The organism is Nocardia brasiliensis NBRC 14402 (assembly GCF_000308475.2).
Classification (GTDB): Bacteria; Actinomycetota; Actinomycetes; order Mycobacteriales; family Mycobacteriaceae; genus Nocardia; species Nocardia brasiliensis.
The window spans coordinates 67,422-87,540 of record NZ_BAFT02000113.1; the positions used below are offsets into that span (position 1 = coordinate 67,422).

The 20,119-nt window shown below is 69.2% G+C and carries 28 protein-coding genes and 1 pseudogene; 21 read left to right on the forward strand and 8 right to left on the reverse strand.

All coding sequences use genetic code 11. The annotated features are described in order from the left end of the window. Positions 1–106: 106 nt before the first annotated feature. The 3 genes from TY25_RS39565 to TY25_RS39575 all read right to left on the reverse strand — a co-directional run bounded on the left by TY25_RS39565 (position 107) and on the right by TY25_RS39575 (position 2,458). On the reverse strand, positions 107–379 hold the full coding sequence (locus TY25_RS39565; protein ID WP_014988561.1) for a hypothetical protein: 273 nt from the start codon (positions 377–379) through the stop codon (positions 107–109). 179 nt (positions 380–558) lie between these two features. Then, a complete protein-coding gene (locus TY25_RS41125) occupies positions 559–1,662 on the reverse strand; it encodes a tetratricopeptide repeat protein (protein WP_052383498.1) in 1,104 nt (367 codons plus the stop codon). Between the two features lie 10 nt (positions 1,663–1,672). After that, positions 1,673–2,458, reverse strand: a complete 786-nt coding sequence (locus TY25_RS39575) for a hypothetical protein (protein WP_042265386.1) — start codon at positions 2,456–2,458, stop codon at positions 1,673–1,675. A 210-nt stretch (positions 2,459–2,668) separates the two neighbouring features. Between TY25_RS39575 and hemB the strand changes: the two genes are divergently transcribed. From hemB to TY25_RS39605, 6 genes are all read left to right on the forward strand, one after another. Beyond that, complete coding sequence (hemB, locus tag TY25_RS39580) at positions 2,669–3,646, forward strand: porphobilinogen synthase (protein ID WP_041563152.1); 978 nt, start codon at positions 2,669–2,671, stop codon at positions 3,644–3,646. Further along, positions 3,643–4,173, forward strand: coding sequence for a hypothetical protein (locus TY25_RS39585; protein ID WP_042265387.1), 531 nt, complete (start codon positions 3,643–3,645; stop codon positions 4,171–4,173). Before hemB ends, TY25_RS39585 begins: the two co-directional genes overlap by 4 nt. Positions 4,174–4,491: 318 nt before the next feature. Continuing rightward, positions 4,492–5,157: a transport-regulating membrane protein Mce1N gene (gene mce1N / locus TY25_RS39590; RefSeq protein ID WP_042265389.1), complete on the forward strand. Its 666-nt coding sequence runs from the start codon at positions 4,492–4,494 to the stop codon at positions 5,155–5,157. Further along, entirely contained in the window at positions 5,154–5,402 is a 249-nt protein-coding gene (locus tag TY25_RS39595) for a hypothetical protein (RefSeq protein ID WP_052383499.1), read from the forward strand. The genes mce1N and TY25_RS39595 overlap by 4 nt, the downstream gene beginning before the upstream one ends. Positions 5,403–5,453: 51 nt before the next feature. Beyond that, complete coding sequence (locus tag TY25_RS39600; RefSeq protein WP_042265390.1) at positions 5,454–5,684, forward strand: hypothetical protein; 231 nt, start codon at positions 5,454–5,456, stop codon at positions 5,682–5,684. Between the two features lie 148 nt (positions 5,685–5,832). Next, positions 5,833–6,066, forward strand: coding sequence for a hypothetical protein (locus tag TY25_RS39605; RefSeq protein WP_014988553.1), 234 nt, complete (start codon positions 5,833–5,835; stop codon positions 6,064–6,066). Positions 6,067–6,086: 20 nt separating this feature from the next. Here the strand turns inward: TY25_RS39605 and TY25_RS39610 are convergent, their stop codons facing one another. Next, positions 6,087–6,443, reverse strand: a complete 357-nt coding sequence (locus tag TY25_RS39610) for a hypothetical protein (protein WP_226887151.1) — start codon at positions 6,441–6,443, stop codon at positions 6,087–6,089. Between the two features lie 190 nt (positions 6,444–6,633). Here TY25_RS39610 and hemL point away from each other — a divergent pair, with 190 nt between their 5' ends. The 9 genes and pseudogenes from hemL (at position 6,634) to TY25_RS39655 (ending at position 14,842) form a co-directional block, all read left to right on the forward strand. Next, positions 6,634–7,971: a glutamate-1-semialdehyde 2,1-aminomutase gene (gene hemL, locus TY25_RS39615; RefSeq protein ID WP_042265393.1), complete on the forward strand. Its 1,338-nt coding sequence runs from the start codon at positions 6,634–6,636 to the stop codon at positions 7,969–7,971. 371 nt (positions 7,972–8,342) lie between these two features. After that, positions 8,343–9,002, forward strand: coding sequence for a histidine phosphatase family protein (locus TY25_RS39620; protein WP_042265545.1), 660 nt, complete (start codon positions 8,343–8,345; stop codon positions 9,000–9,002). Then, a complete protein-coding gene (locus tag TY25_RS39625) occupies positions 8,999–9,640 on the forward strand; it encodes a TlpA disulfide reductase family protein (protein ID WP_172595721.1) in 642 nt (213 codons plus the stop codon). Before TY25_RS39620 ends, TY25_RS39625 begins: the two co-directional genes overlap by 4 nt. Continuing rightward, positions 9,637–9,888 carry a hypothetical protein gene (locus tag TY25_RS39630; protein WP_042265394.1) on the forward strand — a complete coding sequence of 84 codons (252 nt, stop codon included), beginning with the start codon at positions 9,637–9,639 and terminating at the stop codon, positions 9,886–9,888. Before TY25_RS39625 ends, TY25_RS39630 begins: the two co-directional genes overlap by 4 nt. 28 nt (positions 9,889–9,916) lie before the next feature. After that, positions 9,917–10,750 (forward strand): cytochrome c biogenesis CcdA family protein, encoded by an 834-nt coding sequence (locus TY25_RS39635; RefSeq protein ID WP_029899428.1) that lies wholly within the window; start codon positions 9,917–9,919, stop codon positions 10,748–10,750. 20 nt (positions 10,751–10,770) lie between these two features. Then, a pseudogene (resB, locus tag TY25_RS39640) lies at positions 10,771–12,430 on the forward strand (cytochrome c biogenesis protein ResB). A 2-nt stretch (positions 12,431–12,432) separates the two neighbouring features. Continuing rightward, the gene (gene ccsB / locus TY25_RS39645) at positions 12,433–13,401 is read left to right on the forward strand and encodes a c-type cytochrome biogenesis protein CcsB (protein ID WP_042265396.1); all 969 of its coding nucleotides are present in this window, start codon (positions 12,433–12,435) and stop codon (positions 13,399–13,401) included. Positions 13,402–13,687: 286 nt separating this feature from the next. Continuing rightward, entirely contained in the window at positions 13,688–14,491 is an 804-nt protein-coding gene (locus TY25_RS39650) for an LLM class flavin-dependent oxidoreductase (RefSeq protein ID WP_052383500.1), read from the forward strand. Between the two features lie 51 nt (positions 14,492–14,542). Beyond that, entirely contained in the window at positions 14,543–14,842 is a 300-nt protein-coding gene (locus tag TY25_RS39655) for a hypothetical protein (RefSeq protein WP_088607104.1), read from the forward strand. Positions 14,843–14,979: 137 nt separating this feature from the next. Here TY25_RS39655 and TY25_RS39660 read toward each other — a convergent pair whose 3' ends face one another. Then, a complete protein-coding gene (locus tag TY25_RS39660) occupies positions 14,980–15,330 on the reverse strand; it encodes a hypothetical protein (protein WP_146154124.1) in 351 nt (116 codons plus the stop codon). A gap of 49 nt (positions 15,331–15,379) precedes the next feature. Here TY25_RS39660 and TY25_RS43125 point away from each other — a divergent pair, with 49 nt between their 5' ends. Next, a complete protein-coding gene (locus TY25_RS43125) occupies positions 15,380–15,517 on the forward strand; it encodes a hypothetical protein (protein ID WP_156055191.1) in 138 nt (45 codons plus the stop codon). Positions 15,518–15,552: 35 nt separating this feature from the next. Here TY25_RS43125 and TY25_RS39670 read toward each other — a convergent pair whose 3' ends face one another. Then, a complete protein-coding gene (locus TY25_RS39670; protein ID WP_042265553.1) occupies positions 15,553–15,762 on the reverse strand; it encodes a hypothetical protein in 210 nt (69 codons plus the stop codon). 118 nt (positions 15,763–15,880) lie between these two features. Further along, positions 15,881–16,090, reverse strand: coding sequence for a BldC family transcriptional regulator (locus tag TY25_RS39675; protein ID WP_014988539.1), 210 nt, complete (start codon positions 16,088–16,090; stop codon positions 15,881–15,883). A 183-nt stretch (positions 16,091–16,273) separates the two neighbouring features. Between TY25_RS39675 and TY25_RS39680 the strand changes: the two genes are divergently transcribed. The 5 genes from TY25_RS39680 to TY25_RS39700 all read left to right on the forward strand — a co-directional run bounded on the left by TY25_RS39680 (position 16,274) and on the right by TY25_RS39700 (position 19,189). Then, on the forward strand, positions 16,274–16,630 hold the full coding sequence (locus TY25_RS39680) for a DUF4229 domain-containing protein (protein ID WP_042265403.1): 357 nt from the start codon (positions 16,274–16,276) through the stop codon (positions 16,628–16,630). Beyond that, complete coding sequence (gene cds1, locus TY25_RS39685; protein WP_042265404.1) at positions 16,627–17,712, forward strand: L-cysteine desulfhydrase Cds1; 1,086 nt, start codon at positions 16,627–16,629, stop codon at positions 17,710–17,712. The genes TY25_RS39680 and cds1 overlap by 4 nt, the downstream gene beginning before the upstream one ends. A gap of 154 nt (positions 17,713–17,866) precedes the next feature. Further along, entirely contained in the window at positions 17,867–18,088 is a 222-nt protein-coding gene (locus TY25_RS39690) for a hypothetical protein (RefSeq protein WP_042265405.1), read from the forward strand. Continuing rightward, positions 18,088–18,663: a Clp protease N-terminal domain-containing protein gene (locus tag TY25_RS39695; RefSeq protein ID WP_042265406.1), complete on the forward strand. Its 576-nt coding sequence runs from the start codon at positions 18,088–18,090 to the stop codon at positions 18,661–18,663. The genes TY25_RS39690 and TY25_RS39695 overlap by 1 nt, the downstream gene beginning before the upstream one ends. Positions 18,664–18,805: 142 nt before the next feature. After that, positions 18,806–19,189: a phage holin family protein gene (locus TY25_RS39700; protein WP_014988534.1), complete on the forward strand. Its 384-nt coding sequence runs from the start codon at positions 18,806–18,808 to the stop codon at positions 19,187–19,189. A gap of 59 nt (positions 19,190–19,248) precedes the next feature. On the opposite strand, the gene TY25_RS39705 is transcribed toward TY25_RS39700, so the two are convergent. Next, complete coding sequence (locus tag TY25_RS39705; RefSeq protein WP_042265407.1) at positions 19,249–20,118, reverse strand: 1,4-dihydroxy-2-naphthoate polyprenyltransferase; 870 nt, start codon at positions 20,116–20,118, stop codon at positions 19,249–19,251. Position 20,119 lies beyond the last annotated feature (1 nt).

Genomic DNA, 20,119 nt, shown 5'->3' on the forward strand with positions numbered 1-20,119 from the left:
CCACGGTTGACTGACGGCACCGCTTCCTGACGCCGTTGCTGTCCTGGCAGGGTTGCATCCCCGCGGCACGGTCGCGTGCCGCGGGTCTGCGGGGTGGGCGAAAACCTCAGTGCCGCTTGCGGATCAGCGTGCGCACCATGGTGCAGGTGGTGTCCGACGGCGGGCGGATGCCGATCACGTCCGCGGTGTAGCGGATGCGCTTGTTGTTGGCTTCGCTCGCGTTGTACACCCCGGAATCGAGCAGCGCGATGGTCAGTCGCATCGCCTTGAGCTTCCGGTTGTGCCGGACATACCAGGACCGCGGGCGCCCCGCGGGCAGTCTCTTCTTCTCCAGCGGTGTGTAAGGACTATCGATCAGAACGGTCTTCGTCGCGGGCACAGGCTTCCCTCCCGATGCGATCGGAGGCTCGGCGAGCCCCCTCGAACACTGTTTCGATTATACCGCCCCCCACCGACAAAAACCCCTGGCCGCAACGTTTTTGGGCCCTGCCCAGCACACTTACCGCGCCCGGGCCGATGCGCGCCGCGCGGGGCACAACGGTCGTGCGGCAGCGGGGGTCAGAGGTCGTGCAGGAGTTGCAGGGATTGGGGGTGGCCGAGGGCGGCGGCGCGTTCCAGCCAGCGCCGGGCTTCCTGCTGGGCGGGGGTGCGGCCGGTCGCGATCAGTGCGGCGGCGCGCAGTACGCCCGGTTCGGACAGGTCGCCCGGGAAGGGGGCCGATTCCTGCTCGCGCAGGTAAAGGGCAAGGCGGAACATCGAATCCGGGTCGTCCGCGTCGGCGCCGCGGCGCAGCCAGTACTCGCCGCCCGCGGTATCGCCCTGCTCGAGATACAGCCAGCCGAGGATGGCCATCGCGTCGGCACGACCGCGGCGGATGGCCTCCGTGAGCAAGGCGACGGCGCGTTCGACTTCGCCTCGCCGCGCGAGATACAACCCGAGGGTGCGCATGGCGGTGGGATGCCCGGCCGCCGCCGCGCGTTCGTACCACTGCTCGGCGGACTCGGCGTCGCCGCGCCGATTCGCGACGACGCCCATATTGCACAGGGCCTCCGGCGATCCGTCCTCGGCCGCGGGGCGCAGCCACCGCTCGGCCTCGTCGATCTGGCCGCGTTCCAGATGTACCAGCCCGAGCTGCACGTCCGCGCCCACGCAACCCGCCGCGACCGCGGCCTCCAGCCAGTGCACCGCCTCTGCGATCCGGCCGTGCGTACCGCACAGCAACCCGAGGTCGGCCATCGCGGTCCCGCTGCCGCGCTCGGCGGCGCGCCGGAACCACTGCTCGGCGCCCGCGAGATCGCTCGCCTCGCGCAGCAGCTGCGCGAGCTGTTCCATCGCGCCGATATCGCCGCGTCCGGCGATCGCCCGCAACGCGTCCAGTCTGCGTTCCCGGGCCGTAGGCACCGGGTCCGGCCGCGGATCGAGGAACAGCGGGAGCGCCCCGGTATCCACGGGATACGCGTCGTCGGGGAGTTCGCCGCGTTCGCGCCGCGCGATGGATTCGCTCCATGCGGCGAACCGGTCGTCGTCGGGACCGATCTCGACCATCCCGTGCGCGATGGTCCCGTCCGGCTGCTTGCCCTGCCACGGAATCAGCAGCCGCCCGTCGGGCAGTCGCCGTGCTCCCGGCGGGGGCTGCTCCTGCGGGCCTGCGTCGGGAGTCATCGCGGACCTTTCAGGCCGAATCGGAGGTGCCGTGCCGGTAGCCGTTGGCTTCGGCATAGCCGGCGAGTTGGGAGTCGTAACTGCTGAGGCTGTCCAGCAGCCAGGTGTCTCCAGTGTCTTTCACTACCACTATCGGCCCTTTGACGCCGGGCGCGAGCACCGGTGCCGAACCGTCGGTGTACCAGGACGTGGTGGACCAGGGAAAAACGAACGCCCAGCCCACATCCGAGACGTGTCCCTGCGGCGCCAGCTGGAACGGGTCGGCGGGTGTGGCGAAGCGCGCGCTGTGCTGGGCGAGCAGGTGCCGGGCGCTGTTGCGCGCGACCCGGATGTCGAGCGGACCGGTCGCGGTGTTCGGGAACGGCAGGTTCGCGTCGGGCAGGGCGCTGAGCTGCCGCCCGCCCGCCACCGAGACGTGACACGGCCTGCTCTGCAGGCGCAGGAAGATGGTGTGCGCGGTATCGGAGAAGCGCAGCTGCGCGGTGGCGTCCTCGGTGTGCCCGACCAGATGCCTGCCCTGACTCTGCGCCCATTCGCGTTCGTCCGGCCGCATGCCCAGCTCGACGAACGCGGCGCGGGCCACCGTCATGAGATCGGCTTCGGCCGACTGCCGGGCGATCAGCTCCACCCGGAAGATCTGCCTGCTGCCGTCCACGGCCCGCCACGCGCGCAGCGTCGTCCGGGGTGGCGCCAGTCCGCCGGTGAGCACCGGCCACCAGTCCGCGAGCAGTACCGCCACCCACGATTCGAAGTCGGCGGCTCGGGCCAGCGAGATTTCGGTGTGCGATTCGGTCATGAAGTCCCCCAGGGGGTCTCGCCCTCCTGTCGGAGTATGCGCCATCGATCCGCGGCGGCGGTGTGATTTCGAGCACCGTGGCAGCCGAAGACCAGCCGGGTTCCAGTTCACCGGGTGCTCGCGGGAAACCGGCAGCTCCGGGGCGGCCGGGCGGGCGGGTGCGCGCCGGGCGCTCGCGACACCGTCCGGCGCCGGGCGTATGGTGCGGATATGACCGGAATGGACCGCCCACGGCGGTTGCGCCGTACCCCCGCCCTGCGTCGACTCGTGGCCGAAACCACACTGGAGCCACGGCAATTGGTGTTGCCGATGTTCGTGGCCGACGGCCTGGAGGAACCGCGGGAAATCAGTTCCATGCCGGGGGTCGTACAGCATTCGATGGACTCGCTGCGCAAGGCCGCCGTCGAGGCGGTGACCGCGGGCGTCGGCGGACTCATGCTGTTCGGCATCCCGCGTCCGGAGGACAAGGACGCCACCGGCAGCCAGGCCAGTGATCCGGACGGCATTCTCAACCGTGGTCTGCGGGCGCTGTCCGACGAGGTCGGCTCGGCCACCGTGCTGATGGCCGACACCTGTCTCGACGAGTTCACCGACCACGGGCACTGCGGCGTGGTCGCCGCCGACGGATCCGTGGACAACGACGCCACGCTGCATCGTTACGTCGAGATGGCGCTGGCCCAGGCCGCTGCCGGTGCCGACCTGCTCGGTACCAGCGGCATGATGGACGGCCAGGTCGGCGCGATCCGCCGCGGCCTGGACGCCGTGGGCCGCACCGATACCGGCATCCTGGCCTACGCCGCCAAGTACGCCTCGGCGTTCTACGGCCCGTTCCGCGAGGCCGTCGCCTCGTCGCTGGAAGGCGACCGGCGCACCTATCAGCAGGACCCGGCGAACCGGCGCGAAGCGATCCGGGAACTGGACCTCGACCTCGCCGAGGGCGCGGACCTCGTGATGGTGAAGCCGGCCATGTCGTATCTGGACATCCTGCGCGACGTCGCCGACCACTCGCCGGTGCCGGTCGCCGCCTATCAGATCTCCGGCGAGTACGCGATGATCACCGCCGCCGCCGAGCGGGGCTGGATCGATCGCCGCGGCGCCGTGCTCGAGTCGCTCATGGGCATCCGCCGGGCCGGGGCGGACATCGTGCTCACCTACTGGGCGACCGAGGCCGCACACTGGTTGTCGTGAACAACCTGCCGAGACCGATCGGCGCGCCGTACCCGCCCGCGCCGCCGCCGATGCCGACGGATGTGGGTACCGCCCGGCAATTGTGGTGGGGCGTGGTCGGATTCGGTGTCGTCCAGCTGATCGCGTCGGTGCTGGCCGCGCTTGCGCAGCGGCACAGCTTCGCCAAGCAGATCCTCGATCAGGCCAAGGAGAAGGACCCGCAGATCACCATGGCCAGCGCCGAGTTGATGGTGGCGCTGGTCTACGTGGTCGTGGTGGTGATCGGGCTGGCGGTGGCCGGGGTGGCGCTGCTGATCGTGCACCAGTTCGCCCGGGGCAAGCTCTGGGCACGCACGCTGCTGACCATCGCGGGGGTCTGGCTCATCGTGGTCGGGGTCGGCGCGCTGTTCGCGTTCAACTCGGTGACGGGGGCCGCCTCGCTGATCGCCGGCGGTGCCGCGATCGTGCAGGCGGTGCTCGCGGGTGGCGCCGTTTACCTGGCCCACCGGCCGGAAGCCACCGCGTATTTCCAGGTGAGCCGACGGTGAACGACCGGTACCCGAATTTGCCGGGGCCGGGTCGGCATGTATCGTGAGGGTTGTCACAGTGGACATGGGAACCGGTAGTTGGCTGTCAAGCGTTGTTGTGCGTTGCAGATGGCTCCGGGGAATCGGAGGCATCAATGCGAGTGGTGATCCAACAGCCGCAGAGCATTCGGCGCGAGCTGGCCGTGTTGAGCCTGCTGGTCCTGTTCGGAGTGGTCACCGTCGCCGTGCTGCTGCTGCCCGGCCTCACTCGCTGATTCCGTCTTCTCCCTTGCCCATTCGCGGTATCCGGTCGATTCGGCGCGCCCTGGTGGACGTCGCATGACCATCACACACGACGACGCGAAGGTGCTGTTCGCCGAGCCGGGCGCGCGCTGGCGGACCACCGCCTACGGGCCGATTCTGTGTCTGATAATCCTGATTCTGGAGCTGGCGACCGGTAGCGCCGTGCACTGGTTCGCGCTGCTCTTCTGTGGCTCGCTGATCGCGGGTTTCGTTGTGCTGCAAGTGATCGCGGGGCGCCGCCACGTCAGTGTCGAACTCACCGACAGCACGCTGCGGCAGGGCACCGAAACGTTGCCGCTCAGCGCCGTCGCCGCGGTGCTGCCCGAACGCGACGAAGACGCGTGGGACGACGAGGACTGGGAATCCGCGCGGGCGCTCGGCGAGCTGAGCGGAGTACCGCGGCGGCGCACCGGCATCGGCCTGCGCCTGGCCGACGGCGGATACGTGCAAGCATGGGCGAAGGATCACCGGGCGCTGCGGGCCGCGCTCGGCACGGCCCTCGGCCAGCCCGCCGACACTGACCCTGCCCGGCCGGCCGATACAGCCCCCGGCCGGCCGGCCGACACTGCCCTCGGCCAGCCGGCCGATACGGCCCCCGGCTCGCCCGCCGGCCGGCCCGCCGACGATGCCGCCGCGCCGGATCCCGAGCCCGACGCACCAGGCAATGAGGACGAGCCCAGCGAGAACGGAGCGGACCGATGAAGGGTTGGATCGCGGTGGTCGCCGGGGAGCTCGGCTTGGCCGTGCTCGCGCTCGTCGCCGGGGTGGGCAGCTGGCGCAACGGCATTCGGACCACCACGTTCGCGGCCCTGGACCCGGCGCCGGAATTCATCGCGACGCGCTACGTGGGGCCGTGGCTGTTGCTCGCCGCGGTGCTCGGCGCCGTCGCGGGTCTGCTCGTCATCGACGCGGTCACCCGGACGGTGCGGCAGCGCCGCGCGCGCTGAACTCGGCCGCGCCGGCCGTTTCGGTTCCCGATTCGCGGGAACAACCGACGCATGAAACCCACAGTCCCCGTCAAGCGCACGCTCTTCGGCGTCGCGGCCGCCGGTCTGATCGGTACGGCAACCGTGGTCACGGCCGCGGCGGCGCCCGCCGAGGTTTCCGCCGCTGCGCCGCCGCCCGCCCTCGTCCAATCCCCGCCCGCGCCACTGCTGCACGCGTTGCCCGCGCCGCTGGCCTGCCTCGCGACCACCGGTTCGGCCCTGTTCTGCCTCGGGATCACCTAGCGTCAGCCTCGGGATCACCTGGCGCGAGGCCAGGCACTAGAGTCGCGGCAACCGATATCCGGCGCTGTCCGCGGTGGGCCACAATACCGCTGCGGCCGTTAGGATTTCGGCTGTCATTCGGACGTGCCAATCAAGAGGACAGGGTTTGATGAACCGGCTTGCTGTGAAAGTCTGTGCCGCACTGGCGTTTGCCACCGCGATCGGGATCGGCGCCGCGCCCGCGGGTGCGAACACCGGCCTGCCGCTGGAGCCCGCGGCGGTGACCGCGGGCGCGGTCGACGCACCGGTGCTCGTGCCGGACTCCGGTTCCGCGGGCCCGTACAACTCGTTCATGTGCTTCCTGCACACGATCGTGCCGCAGGCGCCGTGCATGTACGCCTGAGCCGGTCCGGCTAGCCGGCGCTAGCCCCAGTTCTGGTAGATGTCGAGCACGCGGCCGTTGCGGGTGCCGGGCGCGTTCAGGAACAGGGTGATCGTCCCGTCGGGACGATCGGCCGCCTCCATGATCGCCTGCCGCAGCGACGCGTGCACGCCACCGTTCTCGTCCTTGTAGATCCCGGTGTCGGGCTTGAGGCCGACACCGATCCGGTTGAGCGGCACCACCATGCTGACCAGTGCCGGGATCGGGCCGCCCGCGACGGCCTGGGTTTCCGCATGACTCAGTTGCAGCCCCAGCCGATCGGGCTGCGCGACCGGCTCGGCCGCCTGCGCGGAACCCGCGCCGAGCACGATCCCCGCGCCCACGAGCGCCGTGGACACCGCAGCACTGAACATGGCAAACCGCATGAAAACCCTCTCGGCCGATGATTGTTGACGCCCGAGATTACGGGCCGGCAATCTGCTGGCCACCGAATACGGCGTAAATGGTGTCTCGGCGTGTTGCGGTGTGCGTCACGACCACTCCACCCTGTCGTCGCCCCGGTTCGAAGGGGCTGCGACACTGGAGGTCGTGAGTTCTTCTCCGCGCGTGACCAGCGCATCGGTGCCGGTTTCCGCTCAGCTCTTCGACCGGGCTTGTTCGGTGATTCCGGGTGGGGTCAATTCCCCGGTGCGCGCCTTCAACTCGGTCGGCGGCACACCGCGATTCATCGCGTCCGCCAACGGTTACACCCTGGTCGACGCCGACGGCAACGAGTACGTCGACCTGGTGTGTTCCTGGGGCCCGATGATTCTCGGCCACGCGCATCCCGAGGTGGTCGACGCGGTGCGGCGCGCAGCGGTCGGCGGCCTGTCGTTCGGCGCGCCCACCGAGGCGGAGATCGAGCTGGCCGAGGCCATCGCCGCGCGGGTGCAGCCGGTGGATCGGGTTCGCCTGGTGAACTCCGGCACCGAGGCGACGATGAGCGCGGTGCGCCTGGCGCGCGGCTACACCGGGCGCGCCAAGATCATCAAGTTCTCCGGTTGCTACCACGGGCATGTCGACGCGTTGCTCGCCGACGCGGGGTCCGGCGTCGCGACCCTCGGGCTACCGACCTCGCCCGGGGTCACCGGCGCCCAGGCGGCCGACACCCTCGTGCTGCCGTACAACGATCTCGAGGCCGTCGCCGCCGCCTTCGCCGCGCATCCCGGCTCGATCGCCTGCGTGATCACCGAGGCCGCCGCGGGCAACATGGGCACCGTCGCGCCGCAGCCCGGTTTCAACGCGGGCCTGCGCCGGCTCACCGCCGAGCACGGCGCGCTGCTCATCATGGACGAGGTGATGACCGGCTTCCGGGTGAGCAAGGCGGGATGGTTCGGACACGAGGGCGTCGTCGCCGATCTCTACACCTTCGGCAAGGTGATGAGCGGCGGACTGCCCGCCGCCGCGTTCGGCGGCCGCGCCGAGATCATGAATCACCTGGCCCCGCTCGGCCCGGTTTATCAGGCGGGCACGCTGTCCGGGAATCCGGTCGCGGTCGCCGCCGGGCTCGCCACGCTGCGCGCGGCCGACGACGCGGTGTACGCGGCGCTGGACCGCAACGCCCAACGGCTCGGCGCGCTCTTCGGCGAGGCGCTCGGCGCGGCCGGGGTCGAGCACCGGGTGCAGTTCGCGGGCAATATGGTGAGCGTGTTCTTCACCGAACGCCCGGTCACCGACTACGCCGCCGCCAAGGCGAGCCAGACCTGGCGCTACCCCGCGTTCTTCCACGCCCTGCTGGACGGTGGCGTGTACGCGCCGCCGAGCGCGTTCGAGACCTGGTTCGTCTCCGCGGCGCTCGACGAGGACGCGTTCGACCGTATCGCCGCAGCCCTGCCCGCCGCCGCACACGCGGCCGCGGCCGCCACTCCCGAAGGATCCCGCGCGTGAGCCCCGATCACGATCAGCCCGACGCCGACCAGCGCGAGCTAGAGCAGCCCACCGAAGCCGCAGGCCCGGCCGAGACGCCAGCCGCCGACGCCGCGAGCGGCGACCCCGAGGTGGACCTGGCCGGGCTCGGCGCGGCGCCGGTGACCGCTGCCGCGTCCGCCGTGGCCGGGTCGGACACCGCGGACTCCGACGCCGACGCCGGCTCCATCGCCGGGCTGGGTACCGCCCCGGTCGCCGATTCCGACGCCGCCGATGCGACGGTCATCGACGCGGGCGCGCAGTTCGCCGCCGCCGCGCCCGGCGGCCCGGAGCCGACTCCTCGGCTCGGCGAAAAGGACAGTGCGGCTTCGAGCGCCGAGACCAAGAAGCCGCTGGCGGCCACCTTTCAGCACGGCGCCGAGCCGGTGGAGACGATCGTGCACGTGCTGCGCCACGGCGAGGTGCACAACCCGAACGGGATCCTCTACGGCCGCCTGCCCGGGTTCAGCCTCTCGGTGGCGGGCCGCTCGCAGGCCGGCGCCGTCGCGCGCACGCTGGCCGACCACGACATCGCGGTGGTCATCGCGTCGCCGCTGCAGCGCGCGCAGGAGACCGCGGAACCCATTGCCGCGCAACACCAGCTGATCGTGCGCACGGACGAGAACCTGATCGAGGCGGGCAACACGTTCGAGGGCCTGCGGGTCTCGGTCGGTGACGGCGCGCTGCGCAAGCCGCGGCACTGGTGGAAGCTGCGCGACCCGTTCACCCCGTCCTGGGGCGAGCCGTACCTGCAGATCGCGCACCGCATGCTGGCCGCGGTGAACAAGGCGCGGGTGGAGGCGGCCGGGCGCGAAGCCGTGCTCGTCTCGCATCAGCTACCGGTCTGGACGCTGCGCCGCTTCCTGCAGGGCCAGCGGCTCTGGCACGACCCGCGGGTGCGGCAGTGTTCGCTCGCCTCGCTGACGTCGCTGGTCTACCAGGGCGACACGCTCGTCGATATCGTCTACTCCGAGCCCGCCGGCGGTTCGGATCCCGCGGTACACGGCGCATGATCTCCGCCGCCGCGTTCGCCACCCCGCCTGCCCGTTCGGCCCGACGGGTGGTTCCGGCTCTCCTCGCGTGCCTGGCCTTGCTCGCCGGGGTCGCGGGTTGCGCCGGCGGTACGGACGCGGTGGCCTCGGGCGGTACCTTCGAATTCGTCTCGCCGGGCGGCAAGACCGAGATCTTCTACGATCCGCCCAGCGCGCGCGGCACCATCGGCCCGCTGTCCGGGCCCGACCTGATGACCGCGGGCAAGACCGTCTCGGTCGCCGATTTCGCGGGCAAGGTCGTGGTGCTCAACCTGTGGGGGCAGTGGTGCGGACCCTGTCGCGCCGAGGCCCCCGCGCTCGAAAAGGTTTATGAGGCAACGAAAGACAGCGGCGTTGCCTTCCTCGGTATCAATGTCCGGGACCCGCAGCAGGACAAGGCGCAGGACTTCGTGGTCGACAACAAGGTCGGCTACCCGTCCATCTACGACCCGTCTATGCGTACGCTGCTCGCGCTCGGCGGGAACTTCCCGACCAGCGTCATCCCCACCACCCTCGTCTTGGATCGTCAGCACCGCGTCGCCGCGGTGTTCCTGCGCTCGTTGCTGGCCGACGATCTGCAACCGATCGTTCAAAAAATCGCCTCGGAGGAAGCACAGTGAATCGCGATCGCCGCACCCGTACCCTGCGTGCCTGTCGACCCCGGCAGGGGGCTCGCCGCATCGGCGGCGCCTGGGCCGTGGACGACCGGTGGAAGGGCATCGCCACCGTGCCGCGCAGCGTAGCCGCGGACTCGTTGCTCGACTTCGGCGTGCTGTTCGGCGCGACCGAGGGACCGAGCGAACCGCGCATCGTGGTGCGCGGCGACGAAGAGCCGGTCGAGCAGACACCGGATGGTGAAAACGGGTGAATCACGCGTCTAGCCCGGTGGCGCGGTGATGGTGCTGGCCGCCGTGGGTGATTCGTTCCAGCAGACCGCGGCGACCGGGCCGTTGCTGCTGGCACTCGGCGCCTGCCTGCTGGCCGGCCTGGTGTCGTTCGCGTCGCCGTGCGTCGTGCCGCTGGTGCCCGGGTACCTGTCCTACCTGGCCGGGTTGGTCGGCGCCGAGGCGCCGCCCGCGACGGTCGCGCAAGCCCAAGGGGCGCAAGGCGGTTCGGTCGCGGTCGAAAACCCCGCGCGCAGCGGGCGGATGCGGGTCGCGGGCGCGGCCGGACTGTTCGTCGCGGGCTTCACCGTGGTGTTCGTGCTCGCCACCGCCACGGTTTTCGGCGTCATCCAGACGCTCAACGTCAATCGTGAACTGCTGCAACGGATCGGCGGTGTGGTCACCATCCTGATGGGGCTGGTCTTCATCGGCCTGATCCCCGCGCTGCAGCGTGACACCAGGATGCAACCGCGCCGGCTCACCAGCATCGCGGGCGCGCCGCTGCTCGGCGGCGTCTTCGCGCTCGGCTGGACGCCGTGCCTGGGGCCCACGCTGTCCGGCGTGATGGCGGTGGCCGCGGGCACCGACGGCACCACCGCCGTGCGCGGGGTGGCGCTGATCGTCGCCTACTGCCTCGGTCTCGGGCTGCCCTTCGTGATTCTCGCTTTCGGTTCGGCCAGTGCGCTGCGCGGCGTCGGCTGGCTGCGGCGCAATTCGCGCACTATCCAGGTCATCGGCGGGCTGCTGCTGGTCGCGGTGGGCGCGGCCCTGGTCACCGGGATCTGGGATCAGTTCGTCGGCTGGGTGCGCGACGCCTTCGTCTCCGAGGTGACGCTGCCGATATGAGCACGAACCGCATTGATTCGATGACGAACAGCGAGCAAGCGTCGGGCGAGCCGCCGACCGGACAACTGCCGCCGCGGCAATCGCTGCCCGGGCGCGCGCTGGCGTTCGTGCGCAACACCTGGCGCGGCCTGACCAGCATGCGCACCGCGCTGGTGCTGCTGTTCCTGCTCGCGCTCGCCGCCGATCCCCGGTGCCTTGCTGCCGCAGCGCAGCCTGAACGAGCAGAAGGTCGCCCAGTACATCGCCGACCGGCCGACGCTCGGCCCGTGGATGGACCGGTTCGAGTTGTTCGACGTGTTCGGCAGCTTCTGGTTCACGGCCATCTATGTGCTGCTGTTCATTTCGCTGGTCGGCTGCATTCTGCCGCGTTGCTTCGACCACTACCGCGCGCTGCGCACGCCGCCGGTGCGCGCGCCGCGCAACCTGACCCGGCTGCCGCACCACTACTCCGGCACCGCCGAGCAGACGCCCGACGAGGTGGTCGCGCAGGTGCGGGCCGGATTGCGCGGTTGGCGCACCGAGGTCCGGCCCGGCACCAAGGACGGCGAGATCACGCTGTCCGCCGAGAAGGGTTACACCCGCGAGCTCGGCAACCTGGTCTTCCACCTCGCGCTGGTCGGACTGCTCGTCGCCATCGCGGTCGGCAAGTTGTTCGGTTACGAGGGCAACGTCATCGTCATCGCGAACGACGGTCCCGGTTTCTGCACCACCTCGCCCGCCGTGTTCGACTCGTTCAAGGCGGGCAACGTCAACGACGGCACCGGCATGACGCCGATCTGCGTGCGGGTCAAGGACTTCAAGGCCGACTACCTGACCAACGGCCAGGCGGAGATGTTCACCTCGAACATCGAGTACCAGGCCGAGGGTGATCTGCAGACCAACACCTGGCGGTCCACCCGCATCCAGGTGAACCATCCGCTGCGGGTCGCGGGCGACCGGATCTATCTGCAGGGCCACGGTTACGCGCCGAAATTCACCGTCACCTTCCCGAACGGGCAGACCCGCACCGAATCCATCCAGTGGCGTCCGGACGACGCGATGACCTTCCTGTCCAGCGGGGTGCTGCGGATCGACCCGCCGGGCGGCATGTACGCCACCGACGAGGAGCGCCGCAAGAACCAGATCGCCATCGAAGGGCTGTTCGCGCCGACCGCGCTGTTCCACGGCAGCCTGATGACCTCGTCGTTCCCCGCGATGAACGATCCGGCCGTCGCGGTCGACATCTATCGCGGCGACACCGGCCTGGACACCGGCAAGCCGCAGTCGCTGTTCGCGCTCGACACCGAACAGGTCAAGCAGGGCCGGTTGACCAAAGAAGCCAGGGTGAACCTGCGTCCCGGCGAGTCGACCAACCTGCCCAACGGCACCAAGGTGACCTTCGACGGCGCGCAGGAGTTCGCGAACCTGCAGGTGTCGCACGATCCGGCGCAGCAGTGGGTGCTGGTGAGCGCGGTGATCATGATGCTCGGCCTGCTGGTCTCGCTGCTGGTGAAGCGGCGGCGGATCTGGGTCCGGGTCTACCCGGCCGAGAGTGCAGCCGGTACCTTGGACAAACGACGCACTGTAGTAGAGATGGGCGGGCTGGCCCGGACCGATCAAGCGGGCTGGGGCGGCGAGTTCGATCAGCTGCGTGCGCGCCTGCTGGACGGTCCGTCCGACGCGAAGACCACGGGAGACTAGAGATGCCGATCAACGAGACCATCGCGCGCTACAGCGATTTCTCGTTCAAGACCGCGATCGTGGTCTACGCGCTGGTGCTCGTGCTGCTCATCTGGCAGTACGCCACCGCGCGCAGCCGTCAGGTCGCCGAGCGCGAACTCGTGTCCGTCGGTGGTCCCGCCGTCGATCCCGCCGCCCCCGGCCGGATCGCCGCCCCGCCCGCGAAGACGCTGTCCGAGCGGCTCGGCAACACGGCGTTTTCCGTTCTCGTCGTCGCGATCGTCTTGCATATCGCCTCGATCGTGTTGCGCGGCTTCGCCACCCACCGGTTCCCGCTCGGCAACATGTACGAGTTCGTCACCATGGCGACGGCCGCCGCCATCGTCATGGGTGTGCTGTTCCTGCGCGAGCAGCGGTATCGGGCGATGTGGGTGTTCCTGCTCGTCCCGGTGCTGATCCTGCTGTTCCTCGCCGGGACCGTCCTCTACGCCGACGCCGCTCCGGTGGTGCCCGCGCTGAAATCGTTCTGGCTGCCCGTGCACGTCACCATCGTCAGCATCGGCAGCGGTGTCTTCCTGTTCGCCGGCGTCGCCAGCCTGCTGTTCCTGTTCCGCCTGCGCCAGCCCGACGGCGCGGAGTCCACCGGTGTCCTCGGCGCCATCGCCCGTCGCCTCCCCGACGCCCGCACCCTGGACCGGCTCGCCTACAAAACCACCATCATCGGCTTCCCCCTCTTCGGCGCCGGCGTCATCCTCGGCGCCATCTGGGCCGAGGCCGCCTGGGGCCGCTTCTGGGGCTGGGACCCCAAAGAAACCTGCTCCTTCATCGCCTGGGTCCTCTACGCCGCCTACCTGCACGCCCGCGCCACCTCCGGCTGGCGCGACACCAAAGCCGCCTGGATCAACGTAGCCGCCTTCATAGCCATGCTTTTCAACCTCTTCATCATCAACATGGTGATCAGCGGCCTGCACTCCTACGCCGGACTGAACTGAGCGTTCCCCCCGCTTAGCCGATCCCGTTCCGTCTATCGCGGGGTTCACAGAGGTTTTCGACGGGTCGCATAGCGACTTGCCGTGTGGCGCGCCGGGATTCGGTGTGGGCGGTCTGTGGTTCCTGGTGGGTGCCCTGTGTGTAGGCAGGCAGGGTGGGGTGGAGTGAGTGTTTGGGATATGAGGTTGAGGGCTTTAGGTATTGGGGCGCTCGGGGGTGGGGCATAGGTTGTTTCTGGTAACGGAAACAAGGGTGCTGGGTGGCGCTCGGTACTGGATGGGATGAGCTGTGGCGCTTGCGATTGGTGTTATTTTGCCTACTTCTACGCCGGAACCGGGGCGGCCGATCTTGGGGGATGTGCGGGGGAGTGCGCGGTTTGCGGAGGGGCTGGGGCTCGAATCCGTGTGGTCTACGGATCATTTGGTGGCGAGTGCGCCGATGTTGGACAGCACGGTGGTGTTGGCGACTGCGGCGGCGGTGACCGAGCGGATCAAGGTGGGGTACAACGTGATGCTGCTGGCGTTACGGCCGACTGCGTGGGCGGCGAAGCAGGTCGGTAGCTTGCAGTATGTTTCGGGGGATCGGTTGTTGCTGGGCGTGGGGACCGGAAATCCGGCGCACGGTGATATCGGTTGGCGCGCTGCCGGTTTCGAGTTCGCCGATCGTGGGCGGCGGACGGACGAGGCGTTGCGGGTGCTGCCCGCGTTGATCGCCGGCGAGACCGCCGCGATCAACGGTGTCGAAGCAACGCTTTCGCCCGGTTCGACTGTTCCGCCGATTCTTGTGGCAGGCAACGGGTCTCGGGCTCGCCGCCGGGCGGCGGAGTTCGCGGACGGCTGGATCACGCTGCGCCCGGCCGTCGCCGATCTACCCCGCGAGATGGCGGAATTGGCTTCACTCGCCGAAGAATTCGGCAGACCGGCCCCGAAAGTGACTGTCGTGGCCCCGGATCTGCCCGCCGACCTCACCGCCGCCACCGACCATCTGGCCGCGCACGCCGCGGCCGGCGTCGAGCGCGTGATCCTCGCCCCCACCGGCCCGGACTGGCAGCGAGACTACGAATTCGCCGCCGCACTCCACGCCGCCCTGTGAGGCAGCGACGCCTGCCGAGTGCGCCGCCCCGCCGTGGCGGCTGTGCTTGTCGTGGTCGTCGCAACCCTGGTCGGCGGTCGGCCCGGCGACGACGCCACCGACGTCGGCACCACCACGACCACCCGCTCGCGCGACACCACACCCGTTTCCGCCGTCTGGAACATTCCCCAAGCGTTCCTGGGCAGCTGGCGGGGTGCGGTCGAGGACGGGCAGCGGGTGTTCGATCTCGAGGTGACCATCAAACCGGCAAGAATCCCGAGGAACTGGTTCTCGTCACGCAGACCGAGCGCACTTCCGGCAATCGGTGCGAAACCATCGATCGCGTCCTCACCGTTGACGAAACCGAGCTGACGCTGGCGGCTCGTCCGGTCGGCGGCACGGACTGCGCGGCGGTGGAAGGCACGTCGATCGTCCGCCTCCGGCCGGACGGATCCCTCGCGTACGCCGGCTCTGTTCGCACGGCCACCCTTTACCGGGGATAGGAAAATTCACGAATAATCGCGAAAGGTCATCAGGAACCCGCCCAACGCGACCACGAGCAACGCGAGATAGGCGACCACCCGCAGCGCGACCCACGGTAGATCGGCCACCCAGAGCCCGCTGATCATGGCTGCGAGCATCAGCACCATCCCGTAGAACGGCGTCCGCTGCGGATGATCGCCCATGTGCCGGGCATACCCGGCGAGGCGCGACCACACCCCTTGACGAAAGAACGTGGTGCACATCACGGTCCAGGTGGCGTGCCGTTCGGAAAAGCGGGGTGTCTTGTCTACATGCGAGGCGCTGATCCGGCGCTCGACGGCTCGATGGGACGGACTCTTGGAATCCGAATACTTCACCTATCTCCCGGCGGCGGTTGTGGATGCGGACGGGAGTTTGGTCAGTCAATTGAACGATACGGCGCTGCGCAGGCTGGCTCGGACCGCGGCGGGGCTGTCGGTGGAGGCTCAGCAGTATCTGACGATGCTCGCGAATCAGCTCCGCGACAGCGAGGGGCTGCCGGGGCTGGACGTCATCGACGGGTGAGTTGTACAGGCGCGACGGACATGCGGCGCGAACGCTCAGCGTTCGTTGCTGCCGGAATCGCCGTCGCGATGCTGGCGGGAGAGCCGCCAGAGGAATTCCGGATCGTCGTCCGGGCCCATGATGCGTTTACGCGGTGAACGCGCGGGAGCGCTCGGGGTCGACCCGGCGGACTTCTCCGGGCCGAACGCTTTCCAGCACAACACCGCGACTGCCACGACCGCGATGAGTGCCAACAGGTACGTCACGTCGCTCACCTCCTGTTTACGAGGGTAGTCCCGCGCGTAGCTCCCGCACACCGCAGACGTGAAATCGCCTGCCCCGGGTGGGCGCGGGCCCCGGCACGATGGGCCCGCGCGGCCCGAGTCAGCGCGAGGTCGCCTCGGTGGTGAGCGACTTGAGCAGCTGCATCACTTCTGATTCGCGGAACCGGCGATGCCCGCCCGGTGTGCGCAACGATCCGAGTCGACCGGCATGCGCCCAGCGCGTAACCGTCTTCGGATCGACGTGGAACATGGCAGCAACCTGCCCTGGCGTCAGCAGGGTGTCCTGGCCGCCGACGGTGATCGCACTCATAGCAAACCTCTCCGTTCTCGACAGTTCCCTCATCAGATGGCGACATCGTTGCACTGAAACCCCTAGGTACTCGAACCACCTACTGTTGGTAAAGGGGAAGTAATAGACAAAACGGATACGCGTTCGACCTCGGCGCGAGGCGCGGCCCGAGGGCGGGCAACAGCTTCGCATAGGCTGATCGACGTGAGTGACGCAACTCCACCGGATGGTGCTCCAGGACAGCAAACCGCTGGCGCGGGTCGTCGGCTCGCCCGCAACCTCGGCCTGTACACGCTGGCCCGGCTGGCGCTGGTAGTGGTGATCACGGTGCTGATCGTGCTGGTGGCCCAGCTGGTGTCGGTGGACATCCCGCTGGTCGTCGCCGCCTTGTTCGCGCTGATCATCGCGATGCCGCTGTCGCTGCTGCTGTTCAAGCGGCTGCGCGTGCGGGTGAACGAGGACATCGCCGTGGTGGACGAGCGTCGCCGCCACGACAAGGCCCAGCTGCGGGCCCGCCTGCGCGGGGAGACGCCCGGAGACGGCCCGGGAGCCGCTTCGTGAAGGCCTGCGATCGCAGCACGCCGCGCGACTGGGTCGACAACGCGGTCCGGTTGATCGATGCCGACGCGCAGCGCAGCGCCGATACGCACCTGCTCCGCTATCCGCTGCCCGCGGAGTGGAACGTGCAGCTGTACCTGAAAGACGAATCCACGCATATCACCGGCAGTCTCAAGCATCGCCTGGCACGCTCGCTGTTCCTGTACGCGATCTGCAACGGCTGGGTGCACGAGGGCACCACGGTGGTGGAGGCGTCGTCGGGTTCGACCGCGGTGAGCGAGGCGTATTTCGCGAAGCTGCTGGGCCTCGATTTCGTCGCGGTGATGCCGGCGAGCACCTCGCCGCAGAAGATCGCTTTGATCGAAGCACAAGGCGGCCGTTGCCATTTCGTGCAGCGCCCGCCGGACATGTACACCGAGGCGGCCCGGCTGGCCGCCGAATGCGGTGGCCACTACATGGATCAGTTCACTCACGCCGAGCGCGCCACCGACTGGCGGGGCAACAACAACATCGCCGAATCCATTTTCCAGCAAATGGCTTTGGAGTCGCATCCGGTGCCGGATTGGGTGGTGGTCGGCGCGGGCACCGGCGGCACCAGCGCCACCATCGGGCGCTACATCCGATACCGCAGGCACGCAACGAGATTGGCGGTCGTCGACCCGGAGAACTCCGCGTTCTACGGCGGCTACGAGACCGGTGACGCGGGCTACGAGACCGGAATGTCTTCGCGTATCGAGGGAATCGGCCGGCCGCGGGTGGAGCCCTCGTTCGTCGGTGAGGTGGTGGACCGGATGATCGAGGTGCCCGACGCGGGCTCGATCGCGGCCGCCCGCTACGCCAGCCGGGTGCTCGGTCGCCGCGTCGGCGGCTCGACCGGCACCAATCTGTGGGGCGTGTTCGCGATCATCGCCGAGATGCTCGCCGCGGGCCGCGGCGGCAGCGTGGTCACCCTGCTGTGTGACGGCGGAGATCGTTATGCCGGAACGTATTTCGATGACGCATGGGTCGAATCGCAGGGCTTGAGCCTGGCCGAGCCGACCGCGATTCTGGACAAGTTCACCGCCTCCGGCACCTGGGCGGGCTGAGCGCCGACACACTACGAGGCCACCTGCGCGCGGACACGACGACCGCGCACCGGTGGCCTTTGTCGTTCCTGCTGACGGGCGGGCCGTTCCGCTGTCGGCGAACCGACGTCAATTTTTGTTGACACCGCCCATGTCGTCAATCAAAATTGACGACATGACAGAAGCAACCACTCTGGCGGCCGCCGCGGGCAGCCCCGACCCCAAGGTCGGGTTGCGCGCGGTGCTCGCACTGCGACGGCTGCTCGAACGGCTGGAAGCGATCCAGGTGACCAATGCCCGCGAACAGGGCTGGTCCTGGCAGGCGATCGCGGAGGCGCTCGAGGTCAGCAAGCAGGCAGTCCATCAGAAGCACAATCGGAGAGGCAGGAACCGCTGATGTTCGAACGGTTCAGCAGATCGGCACGGATGGCCATCGTCATCGCCCAGGAAGACGCGCGGGAGTTGCGTTCGCCCACCATCGAGGTGGAGCACGTGCTGCTCGGGCTGCTGTCGCAGTGCGAAGCGGAGCTGCGCGGCGTACTGGCCGCGTCCGGTCTCACCCACGCCGGCGTCACGCAGGCGCTGGCCGACAACGGAAAGAGCGCGCCGCTGGGCGCAGACGACGCTGAGGCGCTGCGCTCGATCGGCATCGACCTCGACGCCGTCCGGGAATCGCTGGAGGCGAACTTCGGCTCCGACGCGCTGGAGCGCGCGGTCCCCGAGGAACGCCGCGGTCCGTTCGGCCGCGGCCGGAACTTCGGGCACATCCCGTTCACCAAAGACGCGAAGAAGGTGCTCGAACTCTCGCTACGGGAAGCGCTGGCCCGCAAGGACAAGTCCATCGAATCGGGACATGTGCTGCTCGGCATTCTGCGCGCCCCCAACCCGACCACCGAGCGGCTGCTCGGCGGCTCCGGCCCGATCGACGAGCTGCGGTCCAAGGTGCACACGCTGCTCGATCGCGCCGCCTAGCGAGTGGACATGTGTAGGCCGAAAGCGGACGCGGTCACCGGTCGCCGGGTGGCTGCTCTGCCCGCCTGCGCCGACCAGCCACCCGGCCGGAATTCGCGTTTCGAGTCGACACATGTCCACCCCGCCGCCTTAGCATGGGCGCATGCAGCTTCTGATTCGGTTGATCATCAACGCGGTGGCGATCTGGCTGGCCGCCGCCTGGGTCGACAAAATCGACATCGTCAGTCCGGCCGAGAACGGCAACGGCGGCAAGATCATCGTGCTGATCGCCGTCGCCCTGGTCTTCACGGTGGTGAACGCGCTGGTCAAGCCGATCGTGAAGCTGCTGTCGCTGCCGCTGGTGATCGTCACGCTGGGGCTGTTCCTGCTGGTGATCAACGCGCTCATGCTGTGGCTGACCGCGAAGATCACCGAGACCACCGACTACGGCTTGCGGGTCGACGGGTTCTGGGCGGCCGTGATCGGCGGCATCATCGTCTCGCTGGTGAACTGGGTGCTCGGGATCCTGGTCCCCGACAACGACTGAGCCCGGCGCGCCGCCACGCGTACGCAGTTCGGATCCGGGTACGCGGGCGGCGTGCGGTATCAGGCGAAACCGAGCGCCAGCGCCGTCAGGATCGACCAGGCGAGCATCGCCAGGCCGGAATCCCGCAGTGCCGGAATGAGTTCCAGTCCGCCCCTACCGGAGCGGACCGGGGCGTTGGCGCGTACCGCGAGTGGGATGGCGAGCAGGCCGACCAGCGCGAACGGCGTGCGCGCCACCAGCGCCAGCGTGCCGGCGAACGGCACGGCCAGCAGGGCGAGCTGCAACGTCCTGGTCCGGGGATCGCCGAGTTTGACTGCGAGCGTGACCTTCCCGGATTGCGAGTCGGTCGGGATATCGCGCAGGTTGTTCGCGACGAGCACCGCGCTGGAGAACGCGCCGACCGAGACCGCGAGCACCACACCTGCCCAGTCGATCCGCTCCGCCTGCACGAACTCGGTGCCGAGCACGCCGACCAGGCCGAAGAACACGAACACCGCGATCTCGCCGAATCCGCTGTACCCGTAGGGCTTACTGCCGCCGGTGTAGAACCAGGCACCGGCCAGGCAGGCCGCGCCGATCAGCAGCAACCACCAGGCCGTGGTCGCGGCCAGGATCAGCCCGAGCACCGCGGCGATGGCAAGACTGAGCACCGCGGCATTGCGCACCGCCGTGGCGGAGGCCAGTTTCTGGCCGACCAGCCGGACCGGGCCGACCCGGACGTCGTCGGTGCCGCGGATACCGTCGGAATAGTCGTTGGCGAAGTTGACGCCGATGATCAGGGCCAGCGAGACCAGCAGCGCGAGAACGGCTTTCCACCACACCGCGCCGTCGAGCGAGGCGGCGGCGCCGGTGCCGGCCAGCACCGGGGCGATTGCGTTCGGCAGGGTGCGTGGACGCGCGCCCTCGATCCATTGCGCTGCAGTAGCCATT

Coding starts and splice junctions, on each gene's coding strand:
- TY25_RS39575 (WP_042265386.1), bottom strand. CDS start 2,458: ATGACCGAATCGCACACCGAAATCTCGCTGGCCCGAGCCGCCGACTTC.
- TY25_RS39695 (WP_042265406.1), top strand. CDS start 18,088: ATGTTCGAACGGTTCAGCAGATCGGCACGGATGGCCATCGTCATCGCC.
- TY25_RS39690 (WP_042265405.1), top strand. CDS start 17,867: ATGACAGAAGCAACCACTCTGGCGGCCGCCGCGGGCAGCCCCGACCCC.
- TY25_RS39595 (WP_052383499.1), top strand. CDS start 5,154: ATGAAGGGTTGGATCGCGGTGGTCGCCGGGGAGCTCGGCTTGGCCGTG.
- TY25_RS39625 (WP_172595721.1), top strand. CDS start 8,999: ATGATCTCCGCCGCCGCGTTCGCCACCCCGCCTGCCCGTTCGGCCCGA.
- TY25_RS39705 (WP_042265407.1), bottom strand. CDS start 20,118: ATGGCTACTGCAGCGCAATGGATCGAGGGCGCGCGTCCACGCACCCTG.
- mce1N (WP_042265389.1), top strand. CDS start 4,492: ATGACCATCACACACGACGACGCGAAGGTGCTGTTCGCCGAGCCGGGC.
- TY25_RS39675 (WP_014988539.1), bottom strand. CDS start 16,090: ATGAGTGCGATCACCGTCGGCGGCCAGGACACCCTGCTGACGCCAGGG.
- TY25_RS39700 (WP_014988534.1), top strand. CDS start 18,806: ATGCAGCTTCTGATTCGGTTGATCATCAACGCGGTGGCGATCTGGCTG.
- TY25_RS39635 (WP_029899428.1), top strand. CDS start 9,917: ATGGTGCTGGCCGCCGTGGGTGATTCGTTCCAGCAGACCGCGGCGACC.
- TY25_RS39600 (WP_042265390.1), top strand. CDS start 5,454: ATGAAACCCACAGTCCCCGTCAAGCGCACGCTCTTCGGCGTCGCGGCC.
- hemB (WP_041563152.1), top strand. CDS start 2,669: ATGACCGGAATGGACCGCCCACGGCGGTTGCGCCGTACCCCCGCCCTG.
- TY25_RS39605 (WP_014988553.1), top strand. CDS start 5,833: ATGAACCGGCTTGCTGTGAAAGTCTGTGCCGCACTGGCGTTTGCCACC.
- TY25_RS41125 (WP_052383498.1), bottom strand. CDS start 1,662: ATGACTCCCGACGCAGGCCCGCAGGAGCAGCCCCCGCCGGGAGCACGG.
- ccsB (WP_042265396.1), top strand. CDS start 12,433: ATGCCGATCAACGAGACCATCGCGCGCTACAGCGATTTCTCGTTCAAG.